This is a genomic window from Pseudomonas sp. MS15a(2019), from assembly GCF_013277805.1.
GTDB lineage: Bacteria > Pseudomonadota > Gammaproteobacteria > Pseudomonadales > Pseudomonadaceae > Chryseomonas > Chryseomonas benzopyrenica.
The window spans coordinates 79,112-99,298 of sequence record NZ_VBTN01000017.1 but is presented as its reverse complement, the minus strand read 5'-3'; the positions used below and the strand labels follow the sequence as shown (position 1 = coordinate 99,298).

At 65.0% G+C, this 20,187-nt stretch carries 18 protein-coding genes; 2 read left to right on the top strand and 16 right to left on the bottom strand.

Translation table 11 applies throughout. The features are described 5' to 3' along the window. The first annotated feature begins 67 nt into the window (after positions 1–67). Positions 68–391, top strand: coding sequence for a ferredoxin FdxA (gene fdxA / locus FEZ61_RS23145; RefSeq protein WP_017639028.1), 324 nt, complete (start codon positions 68–70; stop codon positions 389–391). Positions 392–798: 407 nt separating this feature from the next. Here the strand turns inward: fdxA and rpoS are convergent, their stop codons facing one another. The 8 genes from rpoS to FEZ61_RS23105 all read right to left on the bottom strand — a co-directional run bounded on the left by rpoS (position 799) and on the right by FEZ61_RS23105 (position 8,075). Continuing rightward, positions 799–1,791 carry an RNA polymerase sigma factor RpoS gene (rpoS, locus tag FEZ61_RS23140; RefSeq protein WP_017639029.1) on the bottom strand — a complete coding sequence of 331 codons (993 nt, stop codon included), beginning with the start codon at positions 1,789–1,791 and terminating at the stop codon, positions 799–801. A 110-nt stretch (positions 1,792–1,901) separates the two neighbouring features. Next, complete coding sequence (locus FEZ61_RS23135; RefSeq protein ID WP_346342874.1) at positions 1,902–2,732, bottom strand: peptidoglycan DD-metalloendopeptidase family protein; 831 nt, start codon at positions 2,730–2,732, stop codon at positions 1,902–1,904. A 176-nt stretch (positions 2,733–2,908) separates the two neighbouring features. Beyond that, entirely contained in the window at positions 2,909–3,547 is a 639-nt protein-coding gene (locus FEZ61_RS23130) for a protein-L-isoaspartate(D-aspartate) O-methyltransferase (protein WP_173150571.1), read from the bottom strand. 38 nt (positions 3,548–3,585) lie between these two features. Next, complete coding sequence (surE, locus tag FEZ61_RS23125) at positions 3,586–4,341, bottom strand: 5'/3'-nucleotidase SurE (protein ID WP_173150495.1); 756 nt, start codon at positions 4,339–4,341, stop codon at positions 3,586–3,588. Beyond that, positions 4,329–5,387: a tRNA pseudouridine(13) synthase TruD gene (truD, locus tag FEZ61_RS23120; protein ID WP_017639033.1), complete on the bottom strand. Its 1,059-nt coding sequence runs from the start codon at positions 5,385–5,387 to the stop codon at positions 4,329–4,331. Before truD ends, surE begins: the two co-directional genes overlap by 13 nt. After that, positions 5,384–5,857: a 2-C-methyl-D-erythritol 2,4-cyclodiphosphate synthase gene (ispF, locus tag FEZ61_RS23115; protein ID WP_017639034.1), complete on the bottom strand. Its 474-nt coding sequence runs from the start codon at positions 5,855–5,857 to the stop codon at positions 5,384–5,386. The genes truD and ispF overlap by 4 nt, the downstream gene beginning before the upstream one ends. A gap of 209 nt (positions 5,858–6,066) precedes the next feature. After that, positions 6,067–6,921, bottom strand: a complete 855-nt coding sequence (gene fghA, locus FEZ61_RS23110; RefSeq protein WP_173150493.1) for an S-formylglutathione hydrolase — start codon at positions 6,919–6,921, stop codon at positions 6,067–6,069. 41 nt (positions 6,922–6,962) lie between these two features. Next, complete coding sequence (locus tag FEZ61_RS23105; RefSeq protein ID WP_017639036.1) at positions 6,963–8,075, bottom strand: S-(hydroxymethyl)glutathione dehydrogenase/class III alcohol dehydrogenase; 1,113 nt, start codon at positions 8,073–8,075, stop codon at positions 6,963–6,965. Positions 8,076–8,176: 101 nt separating this feature from the next. On the opposite strand from FEZ61_RS23105, the gene FEZ61_RS23100 reads away from it, so the two are divergent. Continuing rightward, positions 8,177–9,079: a LysR substrate-binding domain-containing protein gene (locus FEZ61_RS23100; protein ID WP_173150569.1), complete on the top strand. Its 903-nt coding sequence runs from the start codon at positions 8,177–8,179 to the stop codon at positions 9,077–9,079. Positions 9,080–9,127: 48 nt separating this feature from the next. Here the strand turns inward: FEZ61_RS23100 and ispD are convergent, their stop codons facing one another. The 8 genes from ispD to dnaE all read right to left on the bottom strand — a co-directional run bounded on the left by ispD (position 9,128) and on the right by dnaE (position 20,185). Next, positions 9,128–9,829, bottom strand: a complete 702-nt coding sequence (gene ispD / locus FEZ61_RS23095; RefSeq protein ID WP_173150491.1) for a 2-C-methyl-D-erythritol 4-phosphate cytidylyltransferase — start codon at positions 9,827–9,829, stop codon at positions 9,128–9,130. Further along, positions 9,829–10,107 (bottom strand): septum formation initiator family protein, encoded by a 279-nt coding sequence (locus FEZ61_RS23090; RefSeq protein ID WP_007159473.1) that lies wholly within the window; start codon positions 10,105–10,107, stop codon positions 9,829–9,831. Before FEZ61_RS23090 ends, ispD begins: the two co-directional genes overlap by 1 nt. Before the next feature lie 147 nt (positions 10,108–10,254). Next, on the bottom strand, positions 10,255–11,544 hold the full coding sequence (gene eno / locus FEZ61_RS23085; protein WP_173150489.1) for a phosphopyruvate hydratase: 1,290 nt from the start codon (positions 11,542–11,544) through the stop codon (positions 10,255–10,257). A 79-nt stretch (positions 11,545–11,623) separates the two neighbouring features. Next, positions 11,624–12,472, bottom strand: a complete 849-nt coding sequence (gene kdsA, locus FEZ61_RS23080; RefSeq protein ID WP_017639039.1) for a 3-deoxy-8-phosphooctulonate synthase — start codon at positions 12,470–12,472, stop codon at positions 11,624–11,626. A gap of 2 nt (positions 12,473–12,474) precedes the next feature. Beyond that, positions 12,475–14,103 carry a CTP synthase gene (locus FEZ61_RS23075; protein ID WP_160923743.1) on the bottom strand — a complete coding sequence of 543 codons (1,629 nt, stop codon included), beginning with the start codon at positions 14,101–14,103 and terminating at the stop codon, positions 12,475–12,477. Positions 14,104–14,245: 142 nt separating this feature from the next. Then, positions 14,246–15,562, bottom strand: a complete 1,317-nt coding sequence (gene tilS / locus FEZ61_RS23070) for a tRNA lysidine(34) synthetase TilS (protein WP_173150487.1) — start codon at positions 15,560–15,562, stop codon at positions 14,246–14,248. Positions 15,563–15,572: 10 nt separating this feature from the next. Continuing rightward, positions 15,573–16,523 carry an acetyl-CoA carboxylase carboxyltransferase subunit alpha gene (locus FEZ61_RS23065; RefSeq protein ID WP_017639042.1) on the bottom strand — a complete coding sequence of 317 codons (951 nt, stop codon included), beginning with the start codon at positions 16,521–16,523 and terminating at the stop codon, positions 15,573–15,575. A gap of 140 nt (positions 16,524–16,663) precedes the next feature. Continuing rightward, complete coding sequence (gene dnaE / locus FEZ61_RS23060) at positions 16,664–20,185, bottom strand: DNA polymerase III subunit alpha (RefSeq protein ID WP_173150485.1); 3,522 nt, start codon at positions 20,183–20,185, stop codon at positions 16,664–16,666. Between the last annotated feature and the right edge of the window lie 2 nt (positions 20,186–20,187).

Sequence of the window (20,187 nt, the reverse complement as noted above, 5' to 3'; positions counted from 1 at the left end):
TTAACGGATACGAGGGTTCCGGCAATGCTGCTAGAATCCGCCGCCTTAGCCTGAGGAGAACGAGCAGATGACCTTCGTCGTCACTGACAACTGCATCAAATGCAAATATACCGACTGCGTGGAAGTCTGCCCGGTGGACTGCTTCTACGAAGGCCCCAACTTCCTGGTGATCCACCCGGACGAGTGCATCGACTGCGCCCTGTGCGAACCCGAATGCCCGGCCCAGGCGATCTTCTCGGAAGACGAGGTACCGGCCGGCCAGGAAGCCTTCATCGAACTCAACAGTGAGCTGGCCAACATCTGGCCGAACATCACCGAGAAGAAGGAAGCCCTGCCTGACGCCGCCGAGTGGGATGGCAAGCCCAACAAGCTCCCCCAGCTCGAACGCTAGGCCTTGCCTGGAATCTCCAGGCAATAAAAAAGGGGGCGGATCGCTCCGCCCCCTTCGTCCCTGTCCCTGTAATCCTGCCACCGTCCTGGTGAACCTCGTCCTGAGGTGATCCCGATCCGCTTCCTGCCGATCCGTGTCGTCCCAGACACAGAGCCGATAGTACTCTCCTCCCGAGCAATGGCAATCTGCCACAAGCCGCCCTCTCAGGCCGCTTCGCTGCTCCGCCCGAAACAAAAAATCGTTATGCGGCAATCACTTGAAGATTAGCCATGCTGATCAAGCGATGCTTTCCGGCAGTCTCAAGCGATCCATGCTTACGCGGCCTGTAAGCCGAGGCTTACAAGAACACGCAGAAAAAAGCCCGGATGAATCCGGGCTTCGTTTGGTTGATATTCAGCTAGGGCTGGTCAGAACAGCGAATCACTGGACAGGCCGTTGCGCTCGAAGATCTCGCGCAATCGCTTGAGTGCCTCGACCTGGATCTGCCGCACCCGCTCGCGGGTCAATCCGATCTCCTGCCCGACCTCTTCCAGGGTGCAGGCTTCATGACCCCGTAGGCCGAAGCGGCGTACCACCACTTCGCGCTGCTTTTCCGGCAGCTCTAGCAGCCACTGGTCGATGCTCTGGTTGAGATCCGAATCCTGCAGCAATTCGCAGGGGTCGGTGGGGCGATCGTCGGTCAGGGTATCGAGCAGGGTCTTGTCGGAATCGGGACCGAGCACCATGTCCACCGAGCTGATCCGCTCGTTAAGGCCCATCACCCGCTTGACGTCCGCCACCGGTTTTTCCAGCAGCGCGGCGATCTCCTCGGGCGAAGGCTCGTGGTCGAGCTTCTGGGTGAGTTCGCGTGCCGCGCGCAGATGCAGGTTGAGTTCCTTGACCACGTGGATCGGCAGGCGAATGGTGCGGGTCTGGTTCATGATCGCCCGTTCGATGGTCTGCCGGATCCACCAGGTGGCATAGGTGGAGAAGCGGAAGCCCCGTTCGGGGTCGAATTTCTCCACGGCGCGAATCAGGCCCAGATTGCCTTCCTCGATCAGATCGAGCAGCGACAGGCCGCGATTGATGTAGCGGCGGGCGATCTTGACCACCAGGCGCAGGTTGCTTTCGATCATGCGCTTGCGACCGGCGGGATCACCGCGCTGCGCGAGACGCGCGAAATGCACCTCTTCCGCCGGTGACAGCAGTGGCGAGAAGCCGATTTCGTTGAGATAGAGCTGAGTGGCGTCTAGTGCTCGGCCATAATCGGCCAGCTTGGCGCCGCGCAAGACCTGGTTACCGCGCCCGGAGAGCGCCTTGGTCATGGCGGATTCGGTGGATTCCTCACCGAAGGGATTGGAATCGAGAAGCAGGACATCGTCGCCGAGATCGTACTCGGTTTCTTGTTTGTTCTGGATCATCTTGAGTAACCCTTGCTCGTCTGTGCTTCGAGCCAGGGCGTATCGATACGTTGCCGATGCGCCATGACTCGCCCCCAAAGAGCTGCGGGATCGAGTCGGCGCCTAGCGAATCAGCGATTGGGCAAAAACTGCAAAGGATCCACCGGCTTGCCCTGACGGCGAATCTCGAAATGAAGCTTGACGCGGTCGGTCCCGGTCGAACCCATCTCGGCAATCGTCTGCCCTATCTTGACACGCTCACCTTCCCGAACCAGCAACCTACGATTGTGACCGTAGGCACTGACGTAGGTTTCGCTGTGTTTGACGATAACCAGTTCACCATAACCCCGCAGACCGTTTCCGGCATAGACCACGGTGCCATCGGCGGCGGCCATCACGGGCTGGCCTTCCTGGCCGGCGATGTCTATTCCCTTGTTTAGACTGCTGCTGGCGGAGAAGCGACTGATCAGGGTGCCTTTCGTCGGCCAGGCCCAACCGGAGGCCGATTGGGGGACGTCACGGGTCGGCGTCTGGGCTGGCGTCACCGGGGTCGGCGGTGGCGCCGTAGGCAGATTCGGGGTCACCACCGGGGTGGCGGCGGTGGGACTAGAGGTGACGGGCGGCGGGATGGGTACCGGGGTGGCCACCGGACTGCCCGGTGCCGGAGCGGAAGCTACCGTGGCCGGTCGATGGATGATGCGACTGGAACCACTGGCGCTGGAACCGTTGCCGAAACGAATGACCTGGCCGACATGGATGACATAGGGCGCACTGAGACCATTCTGGGCCGCCAGGGCCCGCCATTCCCAGCCGTTGCGGGAAGCGATCGAAAACAGGGTGTCACCGCGCTTGACGCGATATTGCCCGGAAGTGACCTGGGGCACGCTGCCGCGACCATCGCCGCGGTCGACCACCGGCGCTCGCGAACCGTTGCTCGAACAACCCGTCAGCAGCAGGGCCACGAGCACTGTCGCCAGCCAGCCTGATCGCCCTCGTCCTGGAAATCCTTGCGCTCGGGCCTTCACCCGTTCCTCCCGCAGAGTCTGATCATCTACCGTCCGGCCATCCCGCCGGCCTCAAGCGGCCAAAGCCGCCAGGCAGCCTTGGAGCGTGGCACCGGGGTAACGTTCCCTATCGCTCACTGGGCCAGAGGTCCGTTGAGCAGGGGCACGAAACGGACGGCGTTGAGTTCGTGGCGGACGAAGCTGTCGTCTTCACGCACGATCAGCAGAAGCTTCTGTTCCTCGTCGACGCCCACCGGGATCACCAGGCGACCGCCAGGCGCCAGTTGGTCGAGCAGCGCCTGGGGGACTTCCCGCGCGGCCGCGGTGACGATGATGCCATTGTAGGGCGCCAGCGCCGGCCAGCCCTCCCAGCCATCGCCCCAGCGGAACACCACGTTGCGCAGGTTGAGTTCGAGCAGCCGCTCCTTAGCTCTGTCCTGCAGCGACTGGATCCGCTCCACGGAAAACACCCGCTCCACCGTCTGCGCCAGGATGGCGGTCTGGTAGCCGGAGCCGGTACCGATCTCCATGACCTTGTCCAGCGGCCCGCCGGCGAGCAGGAGCTCGGTCATACGCGCCACCATGAAGGGCTGGGAGATGGTCTGGTTGTGGCCGATGGGCAACGCCGTGTCTTCGTAGGCGCGATGGGCCAGGGCCTCGTCGACGAACAGATGACGCGGCGTACGGCGGATCACCTCCAGCACCTGGGCGTTGGACAGCCCCTCTTCGTAGAGGCGCTGGATGAGGCGCTCCCGGGTGCGCTGGGAGGTCATGCCGATGCCGTGTCTTTGCATATGCTCTTGCCCCTGAGTCATGTCAGCAGCTCCGTCAGGGCCGACAGGCCGGCGAAACCCTCGCGGAAGGTGCGATCGAACTGCAGCGGCGTCACCGACACATAGCCTTCCAGCACGGCATGGAAATCGGTACCTGGTCCGCCATCCACGGCATCGCCGGAGACCGAGATCCAGTAGCCGGCCTTGCCGCGCGGATTGATCTCGCGCACCGGCGGCTTGGCCTGGGCACGGTGCCCCAGACGGGTCAGCTGCAGGCCCTTGATCTGCTCGAGCGGCAGATCCGGGATGTTGACGTTGAGCACGGTGCGCGGCGGCAGGTCGAAGCGCTCGTGCAGGGCGACGATGCGGGTCGCGATCTCGGCCGCCACCGCCATGTTGTCGGGGCTGCGCGAGACCAGCGAAAAGGCCAGGGCCGGACGATCGAGGAAACGCCCTTCCATGGCCGCGGCGAAGGTGCCGGAATAGAGAACGTCGTCGCCCAGGTTGGCACCCAGGTTGATGCCGGCCACCACCATGTCCGGCGTCTCGTCCAGCAGGCCGTTGAGGCCGAGGTGAACGCAATCGGTAGGCGTGCCGTTGACGCCCAGGAAGCCATTGGGCAGGCGCTGCGGATGCAGGGGGCGGTCCAGTGTCAGGGCACTGCTCACGCCGCTCATGTCATAGAGCGGCGCGACTACCTGGCACTCGTAGTCCGCACGAGCGGAGAGCGCGGCATGCAGCGCGGCGATACCGGGGGCCAGCACCCCATCGTCGTTGGCGATCAGAAGTCGCATGGATGTTCCGTCTGCCCTGCCTCGCCAAGCGTTACCAGCTCGCGAACCACTGCGGTGGCGAAACAGCCGGCCGGCAGGACGAATTCGAGTTGCAGAATGTCAGGAGCGGGATAATGCCACGTCAGGCCGCCGATGGGGAGGCGCAGGATGCGCCGTTCATGCGAGAGGCCGGCACCGGCCAGCCAGGCGGGCAGCTCTCCGGCGGCCTTCGCCACCGCCTGTTCCAGGGCGGCGGCCGGCCCCTGCACCGGTGACTCGCCGGCGCCCCACAGGGGGCCGGTGGGGTGCAGATCGAGCGCCGCCAGGCGCGGATCCTCTAGATCGGCGGTGGTCGCTGGAAAGTGGCTGCGGCTGTCGGTGAAGGCCAGCAGGTCGCCCTCCTGCGCCCGCTGCCACGAGCCATCGGCGACACGACCGGCCAGCACCTGATTGAACAGCCAGCTGCGCGCGGCGGACAGGGTCCGCGAACGCCGGTTGCGCTGCTCGGGCAGGCGCTGGTCGCGGGCGCACGCTTGAGCATCGGCCAGATTGCCGCCCTCATGGCCGAAACGCTGCGGACCGAAATAGTTGGGTACGCCCTTGGCGGCGATGGCCTGCAACCGCGCCTCCAGCGCCACGGCATCGGCCTTGAGCCCGGTCAGGCGCAGGCGGAAGCCATTGGCGGCATGGGCGCCGCGTTGCAGCTTGCGCCGGTGCCGCCCCTGCTGGAGGATCACCAGCGTCTCGTCGCAGGCGGCCGCGAGGTCCGGATCGGCCTTGCCGGGCAGGTGCAGGCTGAACCACTGACGGGTCAAGGCCTGGCGATCCTTGAGGCCGGCGTAGCTGATCGCCCGCTGGGGCACGCCAGCGGCACGGGCGAGGCGGCGCACGGCCTCCTCGGTGTTGAGGCCGCGCTTCTCGACCCACAGCCAGAGGTGCTCGCCATCACCGCTCAGCGGGATGTCCAGTACCTCGTCCACCTGGAAGTCCTCGGCGCTGGCCTTGAGGATCGCCTGGCCACAGGGCTCGCCATGGGCGCGCGGCCCGAGCAGCTGGTCTTCGGTCATAGCGGCAGCAACAGGGCCACGGCGTGCACGGCGATGCCTTCTTCGCGCCCGACGAAACCCAGACGCTCGGTGGTGGTGGCCTTGACGTTGACCTGGCCCAGTTCGACCTGCAGGTCCTCGGCGATAGCCTGGCGCATGGCCTCGATGTGCGGCGCCATCTTCGGCGCCTGGGCCGCGATGGTGCCGTCGACGTTGCCGACCTGCCAGCCCTGCTCGCGCACCAGACCGACCACATGACGCAGAAGCACCCGGCTGTCGGCGCCCTTGAAGCGCGGATCGGTATCGGGGAAATGCTTGCCGATGTCGCCCAGGGCGGCCGCGCCCAGCAGGGCGTCGGCCAGGGCGTGCAACAGCACGTCGCCGTCGGAGTGGGCGACCAGGCCGTGGTGGTGGGGAATGCGAATGCCACCGAGGGTGATGAAATCGCCCTCGCCGAAGGCGTGAACGTCGAAACCGTGACCTATGCGCATGAAGAGAGACGCCCTGGAAAATGACAGGGCGTCGATTCTACCGGCTGGCAACAGCTTCCGTCGCCCTTAGGCTCTGTACCAAAAGTGCCTGCGCTCGGTAATGCTTCGTTGAAAAACGCTTCGGAATGCTCATTTACCGTTAATAAACTCCGCTTCCTCAGCGCTTTTCGCCTCGCCTGACCTTCGCTCGGCAACTTTTCGTACAGAACCTATGGGGTCGACAGGGCCGCCGCGTGATGCCGCAGATGGTCGTCGATGAAGCTGGCGACGAAGAAATAGCTGTGGTCATAGCCGGGTTGCAGCCGCAGTTCCAGCGGATGACCCGCGGCTTCCGCCGCCCGCTGCAGCGCCTGGGGCTTGAGCTGTTCGGCGAGGAAGCTGTCCTGCTCGCCCTGGTCGACCAGCAGCGGCAGCCGCTCCTCGGCCTTGGCCAGCAGCGCACAGGCATCCCATTCCGCCCAGGTACTGCGGTCTTCGCCCAGATAGTTCGAAAAAGCCTTGTGCCCCCAGGGGCAATCCAGCGGATTGACGATGGGCGAGAAGGCCGACACCGAACGATAGCGACCCGGATGGCGCAGGGCGCAGATCAGGGCCCCGTGGCCACCCATGGAATGACCGCTGACGCCGCGGCGATCGGAGACCGGAAAGTTGGCTTCGATCAGCGCCGGCAGTTCCTCGACCACATAGTCGTGCATGCGGTAGTGCCGGGCCCAGGGCTGCTGGGTGGCGTTGATGTAGAAGCCGGCACCCAGACCGAAGTCCCAGGCCTTGTCGGGGTCGTCCGGCACGTCCTCGCCCCGCGGACTGGTGTCCGGCGCCACCAGCACCAGGCCCAGCTCGGCGGCCAAGCGCTGGGCACCGGCCTTCTGCATGAAATTCTCGTCGGTACAGGTCAGGCCCGACAGCCAGTAGAGTACCGGCAGATCGCTGCGGGCTTCCGCCTGGGGCGGCAGATAGACGGCGAAGGTTATGTCGCAGTCGAGGCTGCGGGCGCGGTGGCGATAGCGCTTGTGCCAGCCGCCGAAACTCTTGTTGCTGGAGAGCAGTTCGAGACTCATGGTCATCTCCCTCGGAAAGAAGGCGCCCGTGGGCGCCCTCTCGGCGATCAGTAGTGGACGACGGTGCGGATGCTCTTGCCTTCGTGCATCAGCTCGAAGGCCTCGTTGATCTGCTCCAGGCCCATGGTGTGGGTGATGAAGGTATCCAGCGGAATCTCGCCGCTCTGCGCCTTACGCACATAGCCGGGCAGCTCGCTACGGCCCTTGACGCCACCGAAGGCGCTGCCGCGCCAGACGCGACCGGTCACCAGCTGGAACGGCCGGGTGCTGATCTCCTGGCCAGCACCGGCCACGCCGATAATCACCGACTCGCCCCAGCCCTTGTGGCAGCACTCCAGGGCCGCCCGCATCAGGTTGACGTTGCCGACGCACTCGAAACTGTAGTCGACGCCGCCATCGGTCAGCTCGACGATGACCTCCTGGATCGGCTTCTGGTGATCCTTGGGATTGACGAAGTCGGTGGCGCCCAGCTCGCGGGCGATGTCGAACTTGGACGGATTGATGTCGATGGCGATGATGCGGCTGGCCTTGGCCATCTTGGCGCCGATGATGGCCGCCAGACCGATGCCGCCCAGGCCGAAGACGGCCACGGTCGCGCCCTCTTCCACCTTGGCGGTGTTGAGCACGGCGCCGATGCCGGTGGTGACGCCACAGCCCAGCAGGCAGACCTTTTCCAGCGGCGCCTCGGCGGGGATCTTGGCTACCGACACCTCTGGCAGCACGGTGTACTCGGAGAAGGTCGAGCAGCCCATGTAGTGATAGATCGGCTCGCCATTGTAGGAGAAGCGGGTGGTGCCATCGGGCATCAGGCCCTTGCCCTGGGTCGCGCGTACCGAGCTGCACAGGTTGGTCTTGCCGGATTTGCAGAATTTGCACTGGCCGCATTCGGCGGTATACAGCGGGATGACGTGATCGCCCACGGCGACCGAGGTCACGCCCTCGCCCACCGCTTCGACGATGCCACCGCCCTCGTGACCGAGGATGCAGGGAAAGACGCCCTCGGAATCCTGGCCGGACAGGGTGTAGGCATCGGTGTGGCAGACGCCGGTGGCGACGATGCGGATCAGCACCTCACCGGCCTTGGGCGGCTCGACGTCCACTTCGACGATCTTCAGAGGCTCATTGGGCGCAAAGGCTACGGCGGCGCGGGATTTGATCATGGTCGACTCCAGAGGGACGAAAAAACGAGGTGACCAGTTTAGACGCCAGAAATCCTGGAACAATCGGGCATACTGGAATTCATTTTTGCCATAGGGAAACAATCATGGGCTGGGAAGGCATCGACGAATTCGTCGCCGTGGCGAGCACCCTGCACTTCGGCCAGGCGGCTGATCGTCTCGGCACCTCGACTTCCCACGTCAGCCGTCAGGTCGCCCGCCTGGAAGAACGCCTGCAGGCGCGGCTGCTCTATCGCAGCACCCGCAGCGTCGCCCTCACCGAAGCCGGCCACACCTTTCTGCAGCACTGCCGCCGTCTGCAGGAGGCGCGCGACGAAGCCCTACGCGAGGTCAGCGATCTCTCCAGCCAGCCCAAGGGACTGATCCGCATGACCTGCGCCGTGACCTATGGCGAGCGTTTCGTCGTGCCCCTGGTCAACGACTTCCTCGCCCGCCATCCCGAGGTGAGTCTGGAGCTGGACCTGACCAATCGCACCGTCGACCTCTTGCACGAAGGCTACGACCTGGCCATCCGCCTGGGCCGTCTGGCCGATTCCCGCCTGGTGGCGACCCGGCTGGCGCCGCGGGAGCTCTATCTGTGCGCCGCACCCAGCTATCTGGAACGCTTCGGCGCGCCTCACACCCTGTCGGAACTCGCTCGCCATCGCTGCCTGGTCGGCACCAGCGACATCTGGAGCTTTCGCGAAAACGAGCGTGAAGTGCTGCACCGGGTCCAAGGCTCCTGGCGCTGCAACAGCGGCCAGGCGGTATTGGACGCCGCGCTGCGCGGCTTCGGCTTGTGCCAGCTGCCGGACTACTATGTGCTGCCGCATCTGGCCCGGGGTGAACTGCGTGCCCTGCTGGACAACCGCCAGCCGCCCAACAGCGCGGTCTGGGCTCTCTATCCGCAGCGGCGCTTTCTCTCACCGAAGATTCGCCTGCTGGTGGAGCACCTCAAGCAAGGCCTGGGCACCCCGCGCCCAGGCGCTCGCCACCCAGCGGGTTGAGCGCAGCGAGCGAGTCTTTTAAGCGATGGGCCACTGCGGGCCTGGATCCTAGGCCTCGGCGAAGACCACTTGCAGCCGCTGCAGGTCTTCGGGGGTAGTGACCTTGATGTTGTCCACCCGGCCTTCCACCAGGCGCGGCGCATGGCCCGCCCACTCCATGGCCGAGGCCTCGTCGGTGATGGCGGCGCCCGCTGCCAGACCGGCGCTCAGGGCGTCACGCAGGGCACCGAGGCGAAACATCTGCGGCGTATAGGCCAGCCAGACCTGGCTGCGATCCACGGTCTCGCTCACCCGGCCATCGCGGCCGACGCGCTTGAGGGTATCCCGCGCTGGCACGCCCAGGAGGCCACCCACCGGGTCCTGGGCTAGCTCGGCCAGCAGCCGGTCGAGATCCTCGCGGTGGAGATTGGGCCGCGCGGCATCGTGCACCAGCACCCAGTCACCGTCGGTGGCGCCCTGCTCGCTCAGCAGCAACAGGCCCCCCAGCACGGAGTCGGCCCGTTCGCGACCACCGGGCGCGCGCAGGATGCGGGCATCGCGGGCGCAGGCCAGCGTCGGCCACCAGGGGTCTTCCGGCGCCAGGCTCACCGCCAGGCCGCGCAGGCGCGGGTGGTCGAGAAAACAGTCGAGGGTGCGTTCCAGCAGGCTGCGGCCGCACAGGTCGAGGTATTGCTTGGGTCGGTCGGCGCGCATCCGCGCACCCACGCCCGCGGCGGGGATGACTGTCCAGAAGGAAGGCAGAAGGGACATTATTTGGATTGCAGGAAAAGGGTTTCGCCTTGTTTGACCATGCCGAGTTCGTGGCGGGCACGCTCCTCGACGGTCTCCATGCCTTTCTTGAGCTCGACGACCTCGGCTTCGAGGATCTCGTTGCGCTCCAGCAGGCGCTTGTTCTCACCATTCTGGTCGGCGATCTGCTGCTTGAGTTCGCGCACCTGGGCGAAGCTGCCATCACCGACCCACAGACGATACTGAAGACCGCCGAGCAGCAGGAGCAGGAAGGGGAACAGCCAGTAGGGACTTCGCATGGGAGATAACGGATTCGCGGACGGCGGCAGAGACGAAAACAGGATAGAAGCCCAGCTCTACGCTTGTAAACTGGGCATCTATCCTGTGGTCCGTCGGACGTGGTGGGAGGTGACGACCTAGGTCATCGCCTCCCGGTCACACAGATTTTAGCTGCGGAACTCGGCACGACCACGGTAAGGCGCCTTGGCACCCAGCTGCTCTTCGATGCGCAGCAGCTGGTTGTACTTGGAGACGCGATCGGAACGGCACAGCGAACCGGTCTTGATCTGACCGGCGGCGGTGCCCACGGCCAGGTCAGCGATGGTGGAATCTTCGGTCTCGCCGCTGCGGTGGGAGAGCACCGCGGTGTAGCCGGCGGCCTTGGCCATCTGGATGGCTTCCAGGGTCTCGGTCAGGGAGCCGATCTGATTGAACTTGATCAGGATCGAGTTACCGATGCCCTTCTCGATGCCTTCCTTGAGGATCTTGGTATTGGTGACGAACAGGTCGTCGCCCACCAGCTGCACCTTGCTGCCGATCTTGTCGGTCAGGGCCTTCCAGCCGGCCCAGTCGGACTCGTCCATACCGTCTTCGATGGAGATGATCGGGAACTGCTCGGTCAGCCCGGCCAGGTAGTCGGCGAAACCGTTGGCGTCGAAGGCCTTGCCCTCGCCGGACAGGTCGTACTGACCGTCCTTGTAGAACTCGCTGGAGGCGCAGTCCAGGGCCAGGGTCACGTCGGTGCCCAGTTCGTAGCCGGCGTTCTTCACCGCTTCGGCGATGGCGGCCAGGGCGTCGGCGTTGGAGGCCAGGTTGGGCGCGAAGCCGCCTTCGTCACCCACGGAAGTGCTCAGGCCACGGGCCTTGAGCACGGCCTTGAGGTGATGGAAGATCTCGGCGCCCACGCGCAGGGCGTCGGCAAAGCTCTTGGCGCCGACCGGCTGGACCATGAATTCCTGGATGTCGACGTTGTTGTCGGCATGCTCGCCGCCGTTGATGATGTTCATCATCGGTACCGGCATGGAGTACTGACCGGGGGTGCCGTTCAGGTTGGCGATGTGGGCGTAGAGCGGCAGATCCTGGTCTTCGGCGGCAGCCTTGGCGGCGGCCAGGGACACGGCCAGGATGGCGTTGGCGCCCAGCTTGGCCTTGTTGTCGGTGCCATCCAACTCGATCATGGCACGGTCCAGCGCCTTCTGGTCGCTCGGATCCTTGCCCAGCAGCAGGTCACGGATCGGGCCGTTGATGTTACCCACGGCCTTCAGCACGCCCTTGCCCAGGTAGCGGCTCTTGTCGCCGTCGCGCAGCTCCAGTGCCTCGCGCGAACCGGTGGACGCGCCGGACGGCGCGGTGGCGCGACCGACGATACCGTTGTCCAGGATCACGTCCGCTTCAACGGTAGGGTTGCCGCGGGAATCCAGGACTTCACGTCCCTTGATGTCGACGATGTTAGCCATTTTTGTATCGATCTCCATGTTACCGGTCATTGACGGATCAGCCTTCGGCTACCCGCGAGCCTTTTGGTTCAGCCGCCGCTCAGGCAGTTTCGATCGGCGTGAACGACTTCACCAGCTCGTCCAGCGCCTTGAGCTGGGCCAGGAAGGGCTCCAGCTTGTCCAGGCGCAAGGCACAGGGGCCGTCGCACTTGGCATGTTCGGGATCCGGATGGGCTTCCAGGAACAGACCGGCCAGGCCCTGGCTCATGCCGGCCTTGGCCAGGTCGGTGACCTGGGCGCGGCGGCCACCGGCGGAATCGGCGCGCCCACCCGGCATCTGCAGGGCATGAGTCACGTCGAAGAACACCGGGTAGCCGAAGCTCTTCATGATGCCGAAGCCGAGCATGTCGACCACCAGGTTGTTGTAGCCGAAGGAGGAACCACGCTCGCAGAGGATCAGCTGGTCGTTACCGGCTTCTTCGCACTTGGCGAGGATGTGCTTCATTTCCTGGGGCGCAAGGAACTGCGCCTTCTTGATGTTGATCACGGCGTCGGTCTTGGCCATGGCCACCACCAGGTCGGTCTGCCGCGAGAGGAAGGCCGGCAGCTGGATGATGTCGCACACCGCCGCCACCGGAGCCGCCTGGTAGGGCTCGTGGACGTCGGTGATCACCGGCATGCCGAAGGTGGCCTTGAGCTCTTCGAAGATGCGCAGGCCGGCTTCCATGCCCGGGCCACGATAGCTGGTCACCGAGGAACGGTTGGCCTTGTCGAAGCTGGCCTTGAAGACATAGGGGATGCCCAGCTTCTCGGTCACCTTGACGTATTGCTCGCACACCTGCATGGCCAGGTCACGGGATTCCAGCACGTTCATGCCGCCGAACAGCACGAAGGGCTTGTCGTTGGCGATCTCGATATTGCCGACGCGGACGATCTTCTGAGCGGTCATGATCAATCCTTCTTGGCGTAGCGCAGGGCGGCGTTGACGAAGCCGCTGAACAGCGGATGGCCATCACGCGGGGTGGAGGTGAACTCCGGGTGGAACTGGCAGGCGACGAACCAGGGATGATCCGGGGCCTCCACCACTTCCACCAGGGCACCATCGCCCGAACGACCGGAGATCTTCAGGCCGGCGGCCTGGATCTGCGGCAGCAGATTGTTGTTGACCTCGTAGCGATGACGATGGCGCTCGACGATGACGTCCTGGCCATAGCAGTCATGCACCTGGGTGCCGCTGATCAGCTGGCACTCCTGGGCGCCCAGGCGCATGGTGCCGCCCAGGTCGGAGCCTTCGGTACGGATCTCGGTCGCGCCGGTGGAATCCTGCCATTCGGTGATCAGGCCGACTACCGGGTGGCCACTGGCCTTGTCGAATTCGGTGGAGTTGGCGTCTTTCCAGCCCAGCACGTTACGGGCAAATTCGATGACCGCCACCTGCATGCCCAGGCAGATGCCCAGGTAGGGGATCTTGTTCTCGCGGGCGTACTGCACGGTGGCGATCTTGCCTTCCACGCCGCGCAGGCCGAAGCCGCCGGGCACCAGGATGGCGTCCACGCCCTTGAGCAGATGGGTGCCCTGCTGCTCGATGTGCTCGGAGTCGATATAGCGCAGGTTGACCTTGGTGCGGCTCTGGATGCCGGCGTGGGTCATGGCCTCGATCAGCGACTTGTAGGCGTCGAGCAGCTCCATGTACTTGCCGACCATGGCGATGGTGACTTCCTGCTCGGGGTTGAGCTTGGCGTCCACCACGCGATCCCACTCGGACAGATCGGCCGGCTTGCACTCCAGGCCGAAGCGCTCGACGACGAATTCGTCCAGGCCCTGGGCGTGCAGCACGGAGGGAATGCGGTAGATGGTGTCGACGTCTTCCAGGGAGATGACCGCGCGCTCTTCGACGTTGGTGAAGAGGGCGATCTTGCGACGGGAAGAGCTGTCGACGGTGTGGTCGGAACGGCAGATCAGCACATCGGGCTGCAGGCCGATGGAGCGCAGCTCCTTGACCGAATGCTGGGTCGGCTTGGTCTTGGTCTCGCCAGCGGTGGCGATGTAGGGGACCAGGGTCAGGTGCATCAGCATGGCGCGGCGCGCCCCGATCTCCACCCGCAGCTGGCGGATGGCTTCGAGGAAGGGCTGCGACTCGATGTCGCCGACGGTGCCGCCGATCTCCACCAGGGCCACGTCGGCATCGCCGGCGCCCTTGATGATGCGCCTCTTGATCTCGTCGGTGATGTGCGGAATCACCTGCACGGTGGCGCCCAGGTAGTCGCCGCGGCGCTCCTTGCGCAGCACGTCCATGTAGATGCGACCGGTGGTGAAGTTGTTGTTCTGGGTCACGGTGGTGCGGATGAATCGCTCGTAGTGACCCAGGTCCAGGTCGGTCTCGGCGCCGTCATGGGTGACGAACACCTCGCCGTGCTGGAAGGGGCTCATGGTGCCGGGATCCACGTTGATGTAGGGATCCAGCTTGAGCATGGTGACCTTCAGCCCTCTCGCTTCCAGAATGGCGCCCAGGGAAGCCGAGGCGATGCCTTTCCCCAAAGAAGAAACAACACCGCCCGTGACGAAAATAAAGCGCGTCATGAAAATTCCTAGAATCTGCGTTGAGGCGGAGAGCCGCCGATGAAAGCGAGAGCGGTCGGACTGGCGCCGGACCAATGCACACCGTCCACTCGGGGCGAGCGGAAAATGCGATATAAGACGGGAGCGTAGTCTAGCCTAAAGGTCATCCCAGCTCAAACCCGCCCATGCCGTCTGCGGGCTGCCACTCAAGCCGCCCTCCCCCCGGCAGGCCATCCAGGCCGGGCAGGTTGGCCACCGCCAGCAGTTCGTCGCCGCGCCAGAGCAGCGGCAATCGGCCGCGCAGGAACGGCGGCACCCCCTGCTCGTTGAATAGGCGCTTGAGCTCGCGCGAGCCGCGACCTGGTACGACCAACCGCTCGCCCCCCTGGCGATAGCCGATCCGCCAGCCGGATTCGGCGGCCTGTTCGAGGAAGTTCAGGCGACCATTGCCGGCCAGCTCCAGGCTGGTTTCCTGCCCGGTGATGGCCAGGGATTGCGGCGCGACCTGCCAGGCGTCGGGCACCCACCAGATCCGCCCTGCCCCCCGGCGCACCTGGCCACCTTCGAGACGCCAGAGGGGATCGCTCGCCGCGCCCGCCTCGCACATTGCCTGCCAACCAGCCCAGTGGGCGCTGTCGGGCTGGCGCGTCAGCGGATCCAACCAGGTGCGCAAGGCATTGCGCTGGCGCGCCTCGCTCAAGGCTTGCAAAGGCGCCAGGGCCAGATTGGGCAAGGGAATCCAGGCGAACCCGTGATCGACACACCGGGCCCGCTGCAGATCCAGATCGGCCAGCTCGCCGAGCAATTCGTCGGCTTCGGCCAGATGCCGGGCACCGCGCGCCATGACCTGATCGACGCCCGGCCAGCGGTCGCGTAGCCGTGGCAGCACCTCGTGCCGCAGATAGTTGCGATCCAGTCGGGTATCGACGTTGCTGGGGTCTTCGATCCAGTCCAGCCCTTCGGCTTCGGCATAGGCCAGCAGCGCACTACGCGGCTCGTCCAGCAGGGGCCGCCAGAGGCGACCGGCAACCAGCGAACGGGTTTCGGGCATGCCGGCCAGCCCCTTCACACCCGCGCCCCGTACCAGCCGCTGCAGCAGGGTTTCCAGCTGATCGTCGCGATGCTGCCCCAGCACCAGGCAGCCATCCTGGGGCAGCACCTGGGCAAAGGCCGCATAGCGCGCCTCGCGCGCAGCCCGTTCGAGACTGGCCGCGCCATCGGCATGGACGTGCAGGGTATCGAGAGGGACAGCCAACTTCTGGCAGACCTGGGCGCAGTGCTCGACCCAGGCATCCGCCGCGGCTTGCAGGCCATGATGCACATGCACCGCCTGCAGATCGCCCGGCAGGCCATGTTCGCGCAGCCGCGCGAAGAGGTACAGGAGAACGGTGGAGTCGAGTCCGCCGGAGAAGCCCACCCGCCAGTGACGGGTGAGCGGCTGCCGCTCCAGGCGGGCGTGCAGCCGATCCAGCAGACTCATGAGAGCGGAATCAGGCGATGCCGTAGCTCATCAGGCGCTCGTAGCGACGCTCCAGCAGCGCCGGCATATCGTAGCCCTTGAGCTCGTCCAGCTGCTCCAGCAACGCAGTACGCAGGCTGTTGGCCATGGCCTGGGGATCGCGGTGCGCGCCACCCAGGGGTTCATCGATCACCTGATCGACGATGTTCAAGCTCTTCAGCCGCTCGGCGGTGATGCCCATGGCCTCGGCGGCATCGGGGGCCTTCTCGGCGGTCTTCCACAGGATGGAGGCGCAACCTTCCGGCGAGATCACCGAATAGGTGGAGTGCTGCAGCATGTTGAGCTGGTCGCAGACGCCGATGGCCAGGGCGCCACCGGAACCACCCTCGCCGATCACGGTGGCGATGATGGGTGTCTTCAGCCGCGCCATGACGCGCAGGTTCCAGGCGATGGCCTCGCTCTGGCCACGCTCTTCGGCGTCGATGCCCGGGTAGGCACCGGGAGTGTCGATGAAGGTCAGGATCGGCATCTTGAAGCGCTCGGCCATTTCCATCAGGCGACAGGCCTTGCGATAGCCTTCCGGACGCGGCATGCCGAAGTTGCGACGGACCTTCTCGCGGACTTCACGACCCTTCTGGTGACCGATGATCATCACCGGACGACCTTCCAGGCGGGCGATGCCCCCGACGATGGCCGGATCGTCGGCGAAGTGACGATCGCCGTGCAGCTCTTCGAAATCGCTGAACAGGTAGTTGATGTAGTCGAGGGTATAGGGACGCAGCGGATGCCGGGCCAGACGGGCCACCTGCCAGCTGGACAGGTCGCTGAAGATGCTCTTGGTGAGCGCCTGACTCTTCTCCTGCAACCGGGCGATCTCGTCACTGATGTTCAGCGCATTGTCGTTACCGACCAGTCGAAGTTCTTCGATCTTGGCCTGGAGATCGGCGATGGGCTGTTCGAAATCGAGATAGTTCGGGTTCATGGGCATCCGTTATTACAATCTAGAGCCAGGGGCCGGGGCGCCTACCTTAAGGGATCGGACGAGGCAGGTCGAGACTCCTGCCACGTCACCGGCACCCGCCGCTGGCGAGGGTTGGGACGGAGCGCACGAGGCGCTCGGACTTAACGATAGTTGAGAAAGACGTTCTCCCTGCCGAACTGGTCACGCAGGGTTTGAATCAGGCCATCGGCCGGATCGATCCGGTAGTTCTCGCCGAACTGCAGCAGCGCCCGCGCGGTGGGCCCCTGGTAGTCGATGGTGACCGGACAGGCGCCGCGATGGCGACCGCACAATTCGCCCAGCCAGCGCAGCCGATCGCCGGCCAGCGCCTCGCTACGCACGGCGATCCTGAGGCTCTCCGCCAGGGCGGTACGGGCCTCTTCCAAGCCCAGCACCCGCTTGGCGCGCAGGCGCAGACCACCGGAAAAATCGTCCTGGCTGACCTCGCCCTCGACGATCACCAGGGCATCGGTCTGCAGCAGCGCCTGGGCGGCGTTGAAGGCTTCGGCGAACAGCGAGGCCTCGATGCGCCCGGAGCGATCGTCCAGGGTGACGAAGCCCATCTTGTCGCCACGCTTGTTCTTCATCACCCGCAGGTTGACGATCAGCCCGGCCACGGTCTGGGTCTCCCGCGACGGCTTGAGGTCGACGATGCGCTGGCGCGCCAGCCGCCGCACCTCGCCTTCGTATTCCTCGATGGGATGCCCGGTCAGGTACAGCCCCAGGGTTTCCTTTTCCCCGCGCAGGCGCTCCTTGAGATTGAGCTCCCGGGCGCGACGATGGTTGGCATAGACGTCGGCCTCGGGTTCGGCGAAGACGCCACCGAAGAGATCCACGTGACCACTGTTGTGGCTGCGGGCGGTCTGCTCGGCCGAGGCGATGGCCTCTTCCATGGCCGCCAGCAGCACGGCGCGATTCTGGTCGATGGTCGCCTGATAGGCCTTGAGTTCGTCGTGGTAATGCGGCCCCAGGCGGTCCAGGGCACCGGAGCGGATCAGGGCTTCCAGGGTGCGTTTGTTGATGCGCTTGAGATCCACCCGCGCGCAGAAATCGAAGAGGTCCTTGAAGGGGCCTTCGGCACGGGCCTCGACGATGGCCTCCACCGGCCCCTCGCCCACGCCCTTGATGGCACCCAGGCCGTAGACGATGCGCCCCCCTTCGTTCACGGTGAACTTGAACTCGGAGATGTTCACGTCCGGCGTGTCGATGCGCAGCTTCATGTGGCGGCATTCCTCGATGAGGATCACCACCTTGTCGGTGTTGTGCATGTCCGCCGACAGCACCGCGGCCATGAAGGGCGCCGGATAGTGGGTCTTCAGCCAGGCAGTCTGGTAGGAGACCAGGCCGTAGGCGGCCGAGTGCGACTTGTTGAAGCCGTAACCGGCGAATTTCTCCACCAGGTCGAAGATGTTGCCCGCCAGCTCGCCATCGATGCCGTTGTTGGCGCAACCCTCGATGAAGCCGCCGCGCTGCTTGGCCATCTCCTCGGGCTTCTTCTTGCCCATGGCACGGCGCAGCATGTCCGCCTGGCCCAGGGTGTAGCCACCCATGACCTGGGCGATCTGCATCACCTGTTCCTGGTAGAGGATGATGCCGTAGGTGGGCGCCAGCACCGGCTGCAGACCGTCGTACTGGTAGTCCGGATGCGGATAGGCCAGTTCGGCGCGGCCGTGCTTGCGGTTGATGAAATCGTCCACCATGCCCGACTGCAGCGGACCGGGGCGGAACAGCGCCACCAGGGCGATGAGGTCTTCCAGGCAGTCCGGCTTGAGCTTCTTGATCAGCTCCTTCATGCCGCGGGATTCCAGCTGGAAGACGGCGGTGGTCTCGGCCTTCTGCAGCAGGGCATAGGTCGGCTTGTCGTCCAGCGGGATGAAGTCGATGTTGAGCGGCTCGCGCCCCTCCTCCACTTCCGTGCGGTTGATGGTCTCCAGCGCCCACTTGATGATGGTCAGGGTACGCAGACCGAGGAAGTCGAACTTGACCAGACCGGCCTGTTCGACGTCGTCCTTGTCGAACTGGGTCACCAGACCGTTGCCGTCCTCGTCGCAGGCGATGGGCGAGAAGTCGGTCAGCTTGGTCGGCGCGATCACCACGCCCCCGGCGTGCTTGCCGGTGCCGCGGGTGATGCCCTCGAGCTTGAGGGCCATGTCCCAGATTTCCTTGGCGTCCTCGTCGGTCGCCAGGAAGTCGCGCAGCACCTCTTCCTGCTCGAAGGCCTTCTGCAGGGTCATGCCCACTTCGAAGGGGATCATCTTCGACAGGCGATCGGCCAGGCCATAGGACTTGCCCTGCACCCGCGCCACGTCGCGCACCACCGCCTTGGCGGCCATGGTGCCGAAGGTGATGATCTGGCTCACCGCCTCGCGACCATAGAGATCGGCCACGTATTCGATCACCCGGTCGCGCCCGTCCATGCAGAAGTCGACGTCGAAGTCGGGCATGGAGATCCGTTCGGGGTTGAGGAAGCGCTCGAACAGCAGGTCGTAGGCCAGCGGATCAAGGTCGGTGATCTTGAGTACGTAGGCAACCAGGGAGCCGGCACCCGAGCCCCGGCCGGGGCCGACCGGTACGCCGTTGTTCTTCGCCCACTTGATGAAGTCCATCACGATGAGGAAGTAACCGGGGAAGCCCATCTGGATGATGATGTCGAGTTCGAAGTTGAGTCGGTCGACGTACTCCTGGCGCTTCTCTTCGTAATTCGGCGTGGTCTCCCGCGGCCAGAGCACGGCCAGGCGCTCTTCCAGGCCCTCGAAGGACACATGGCGCAGGTAGTCGTTGATGGTCATCCCGTTGGGAATCGGGAAATTGGGCAGGAAGTACTTGCCCAGCTGGATCTCGATGTTGCAGCGCTTGGCGATCTCGACGGTGTTTTCCAGCGCCTCGGGCAGGTCGCTGAACAGTTCGGCCATCTCGGCCGCCGACTTCAGGTACTGCTGGTCGCTGTACTTGCGCTCGCGACGGGGATCGTCCAGCGGACGCCCCTCGCCGATGCAGACGCGGGTCTCGTGGGCCTCGAAGTCCTCGGCCTTGAGAAAGCGCACGTCGTTGGTCGCCACCAGGGCGCCCCCGCAGCGATCGGCCAGGGCCACGGCGGCATGCAGGTGCTCCTCGTCACCGACTCGCTCGGTGCGCTGCACCTCCAGATAGAAGCGCTCCTGGAAGACCTGCTGCCATTCCTCGAACAGCTGATCGGCCAGGGCCAGATCGCCTTCGAGCAGCGCCAGGCCGATCTCGCCTTCCTTGGAACCGGACAGGGCGATCAGGCCTTCGCTGGCGGCCTTCACCCAGTCGCGCTGGATGACGATCTGGCCATCCTGCTGACCTTCCTGGAAGCCCCGCGACAGCAGCTCGGTGAGGTTGCGATAGCCCTTGGCGTTCATGACCAGCAGGGTCATGCGGCTCAGCGGCGCATCGCCATCGCGACCGGCCAGCCAGATGTCGGCACCGGCGATGGGCTTGATCCCAGCGCCCATGGCGGACTTGTAGAACTTGACCAGCGAGCAGAGGTTGCCCTGGTCGGTCACCGCCACGGCCGGCATCCCGGCCGCTTCGGCGGCCTTGACCAGCCCCTTCACCCGCACGATCCCGTCGACCAGGGAGTATTCCGTGTGCAGACGCAGGTGGACGAAGGATGCGGACATGG

What these genes read in the sequence shown, in the direction of transcription:
- tilS (WP_173150487.1), bottom strand. Translation starts at nt 15,562, where the DNA reads ATGAGTCTGCTGGATCGGCTGCACGCCCGCCTGGAGCGGCAGCCGCTC.
- FEZ61_RS23075 (WP_160923743.1), bottom strand. Translation starts at nt 14,103, where the DNA reads ATGACGCGCTTTATTTTCGTCACGGGCGGTGTTGTTTCTTCTTTGGGG.
- FEZ61_RS23105 (WP_017639036.1), bottom strand. Translation starts at nt 8,075, where the DNA reads ATGATCAAATCCCGCGCCGCCGTAGCCTTTGCGCCCAATGAGCCTCTG.
- fghA (WP_173150493.1), bottom strand. Translation starts at nt 6,921, where the DNA reads ATGACCATGAGTCTCGAACTGCTCTCCAGCAACAAGAGTTTCGGCGGC.
- FEZ61_RS23130 (WP_173150571.1), bottom strand. Translation starts at nt 3,547, where the DNA reads ATGACCTCCCAGCGCACCCGGGAGCGCCTCATCCAGCGCCTCTACGAA.
- FEZ61_RS23090 (WP_007159473.1), bottom strand. Translation starts at nt 10,107, where the DNA reads ATGCGAAGTCCCTACTGGCTGTTCCCCTTCCTGCTCCTGCTGCTCGGC.
- truD (WP_017639033.1), bottom strand. Translation starts at nt 5,387, where the DNA reads ATGACCGAAGACCAGCTGCTCGGGCCGCGCGCCCATGGCGAGCCCTGT.
- kdsA (WP_017639039.1), bottom strand. Translation starts at nt 12,472, where the DNA reads ATGACCGCTCAGAAGATCGTCCGCGTCGGCAATATCGAGATCGCCAAC.
- ispD (WP_173150491.1), bottom strand. Translation starts at nt 9,829, where the DNA reads ATGTCCCTTCTGCCTTCCTTCTGGACAGTCATCCCCGCCGCGGGCGTG.
- fdxA (WP_017639028.1), top strand. Translation starts at nt 68, where the DNA reads ATGACCTTCGTCGTCACTGACAACTGCATCAAATGCAAATATACCGAC.
- eno (WP_173150489.1), bottom strand. Translation starts at nt 11,544, where the DNA reads ATGGCTAACATCGTCGACATCAAGGGACGTGAAGTCCTGGATTCCCGC.
- FEZ61_RS23065 (WP_017639042.1), bottom strand. Translation starts at nt 16,523, where the DNA reads ATGAACCCGAACTATCTCGATTTCGAACAGCCCATCGCCGATCTCCAG.
- dnaE (WP_173150485.1), bottom strand. Translation starts at nt 20,185, where the DNA reads ATGTCCGCATCCTTCGTCCACCTGCGTCTGCACACGGAATACTCCCTG.
- surE (WP_173150495.1), bottom strand. Translation starts at nt 4,341, where the DNA reads ATGCGACTTCTGATCGCCAACGACGATGGGGTGCTGGCCCCCGGTATC.
- rpoS (WP_017639029.1), bottom strand. Translation starts at nt 1,791, where the DNA reads ATGATCCAGAACAAACAAGAAACCGAGTACGATCTCGGCGACGATGTC.
- ispF (WP_017639034.1), bottom strand. Translation starts at nt 5,857, where the DNA reads ATGCGCATAGGTCACGGTTTCGACGTTCACGCCTTCGGCGAGGGCGAT.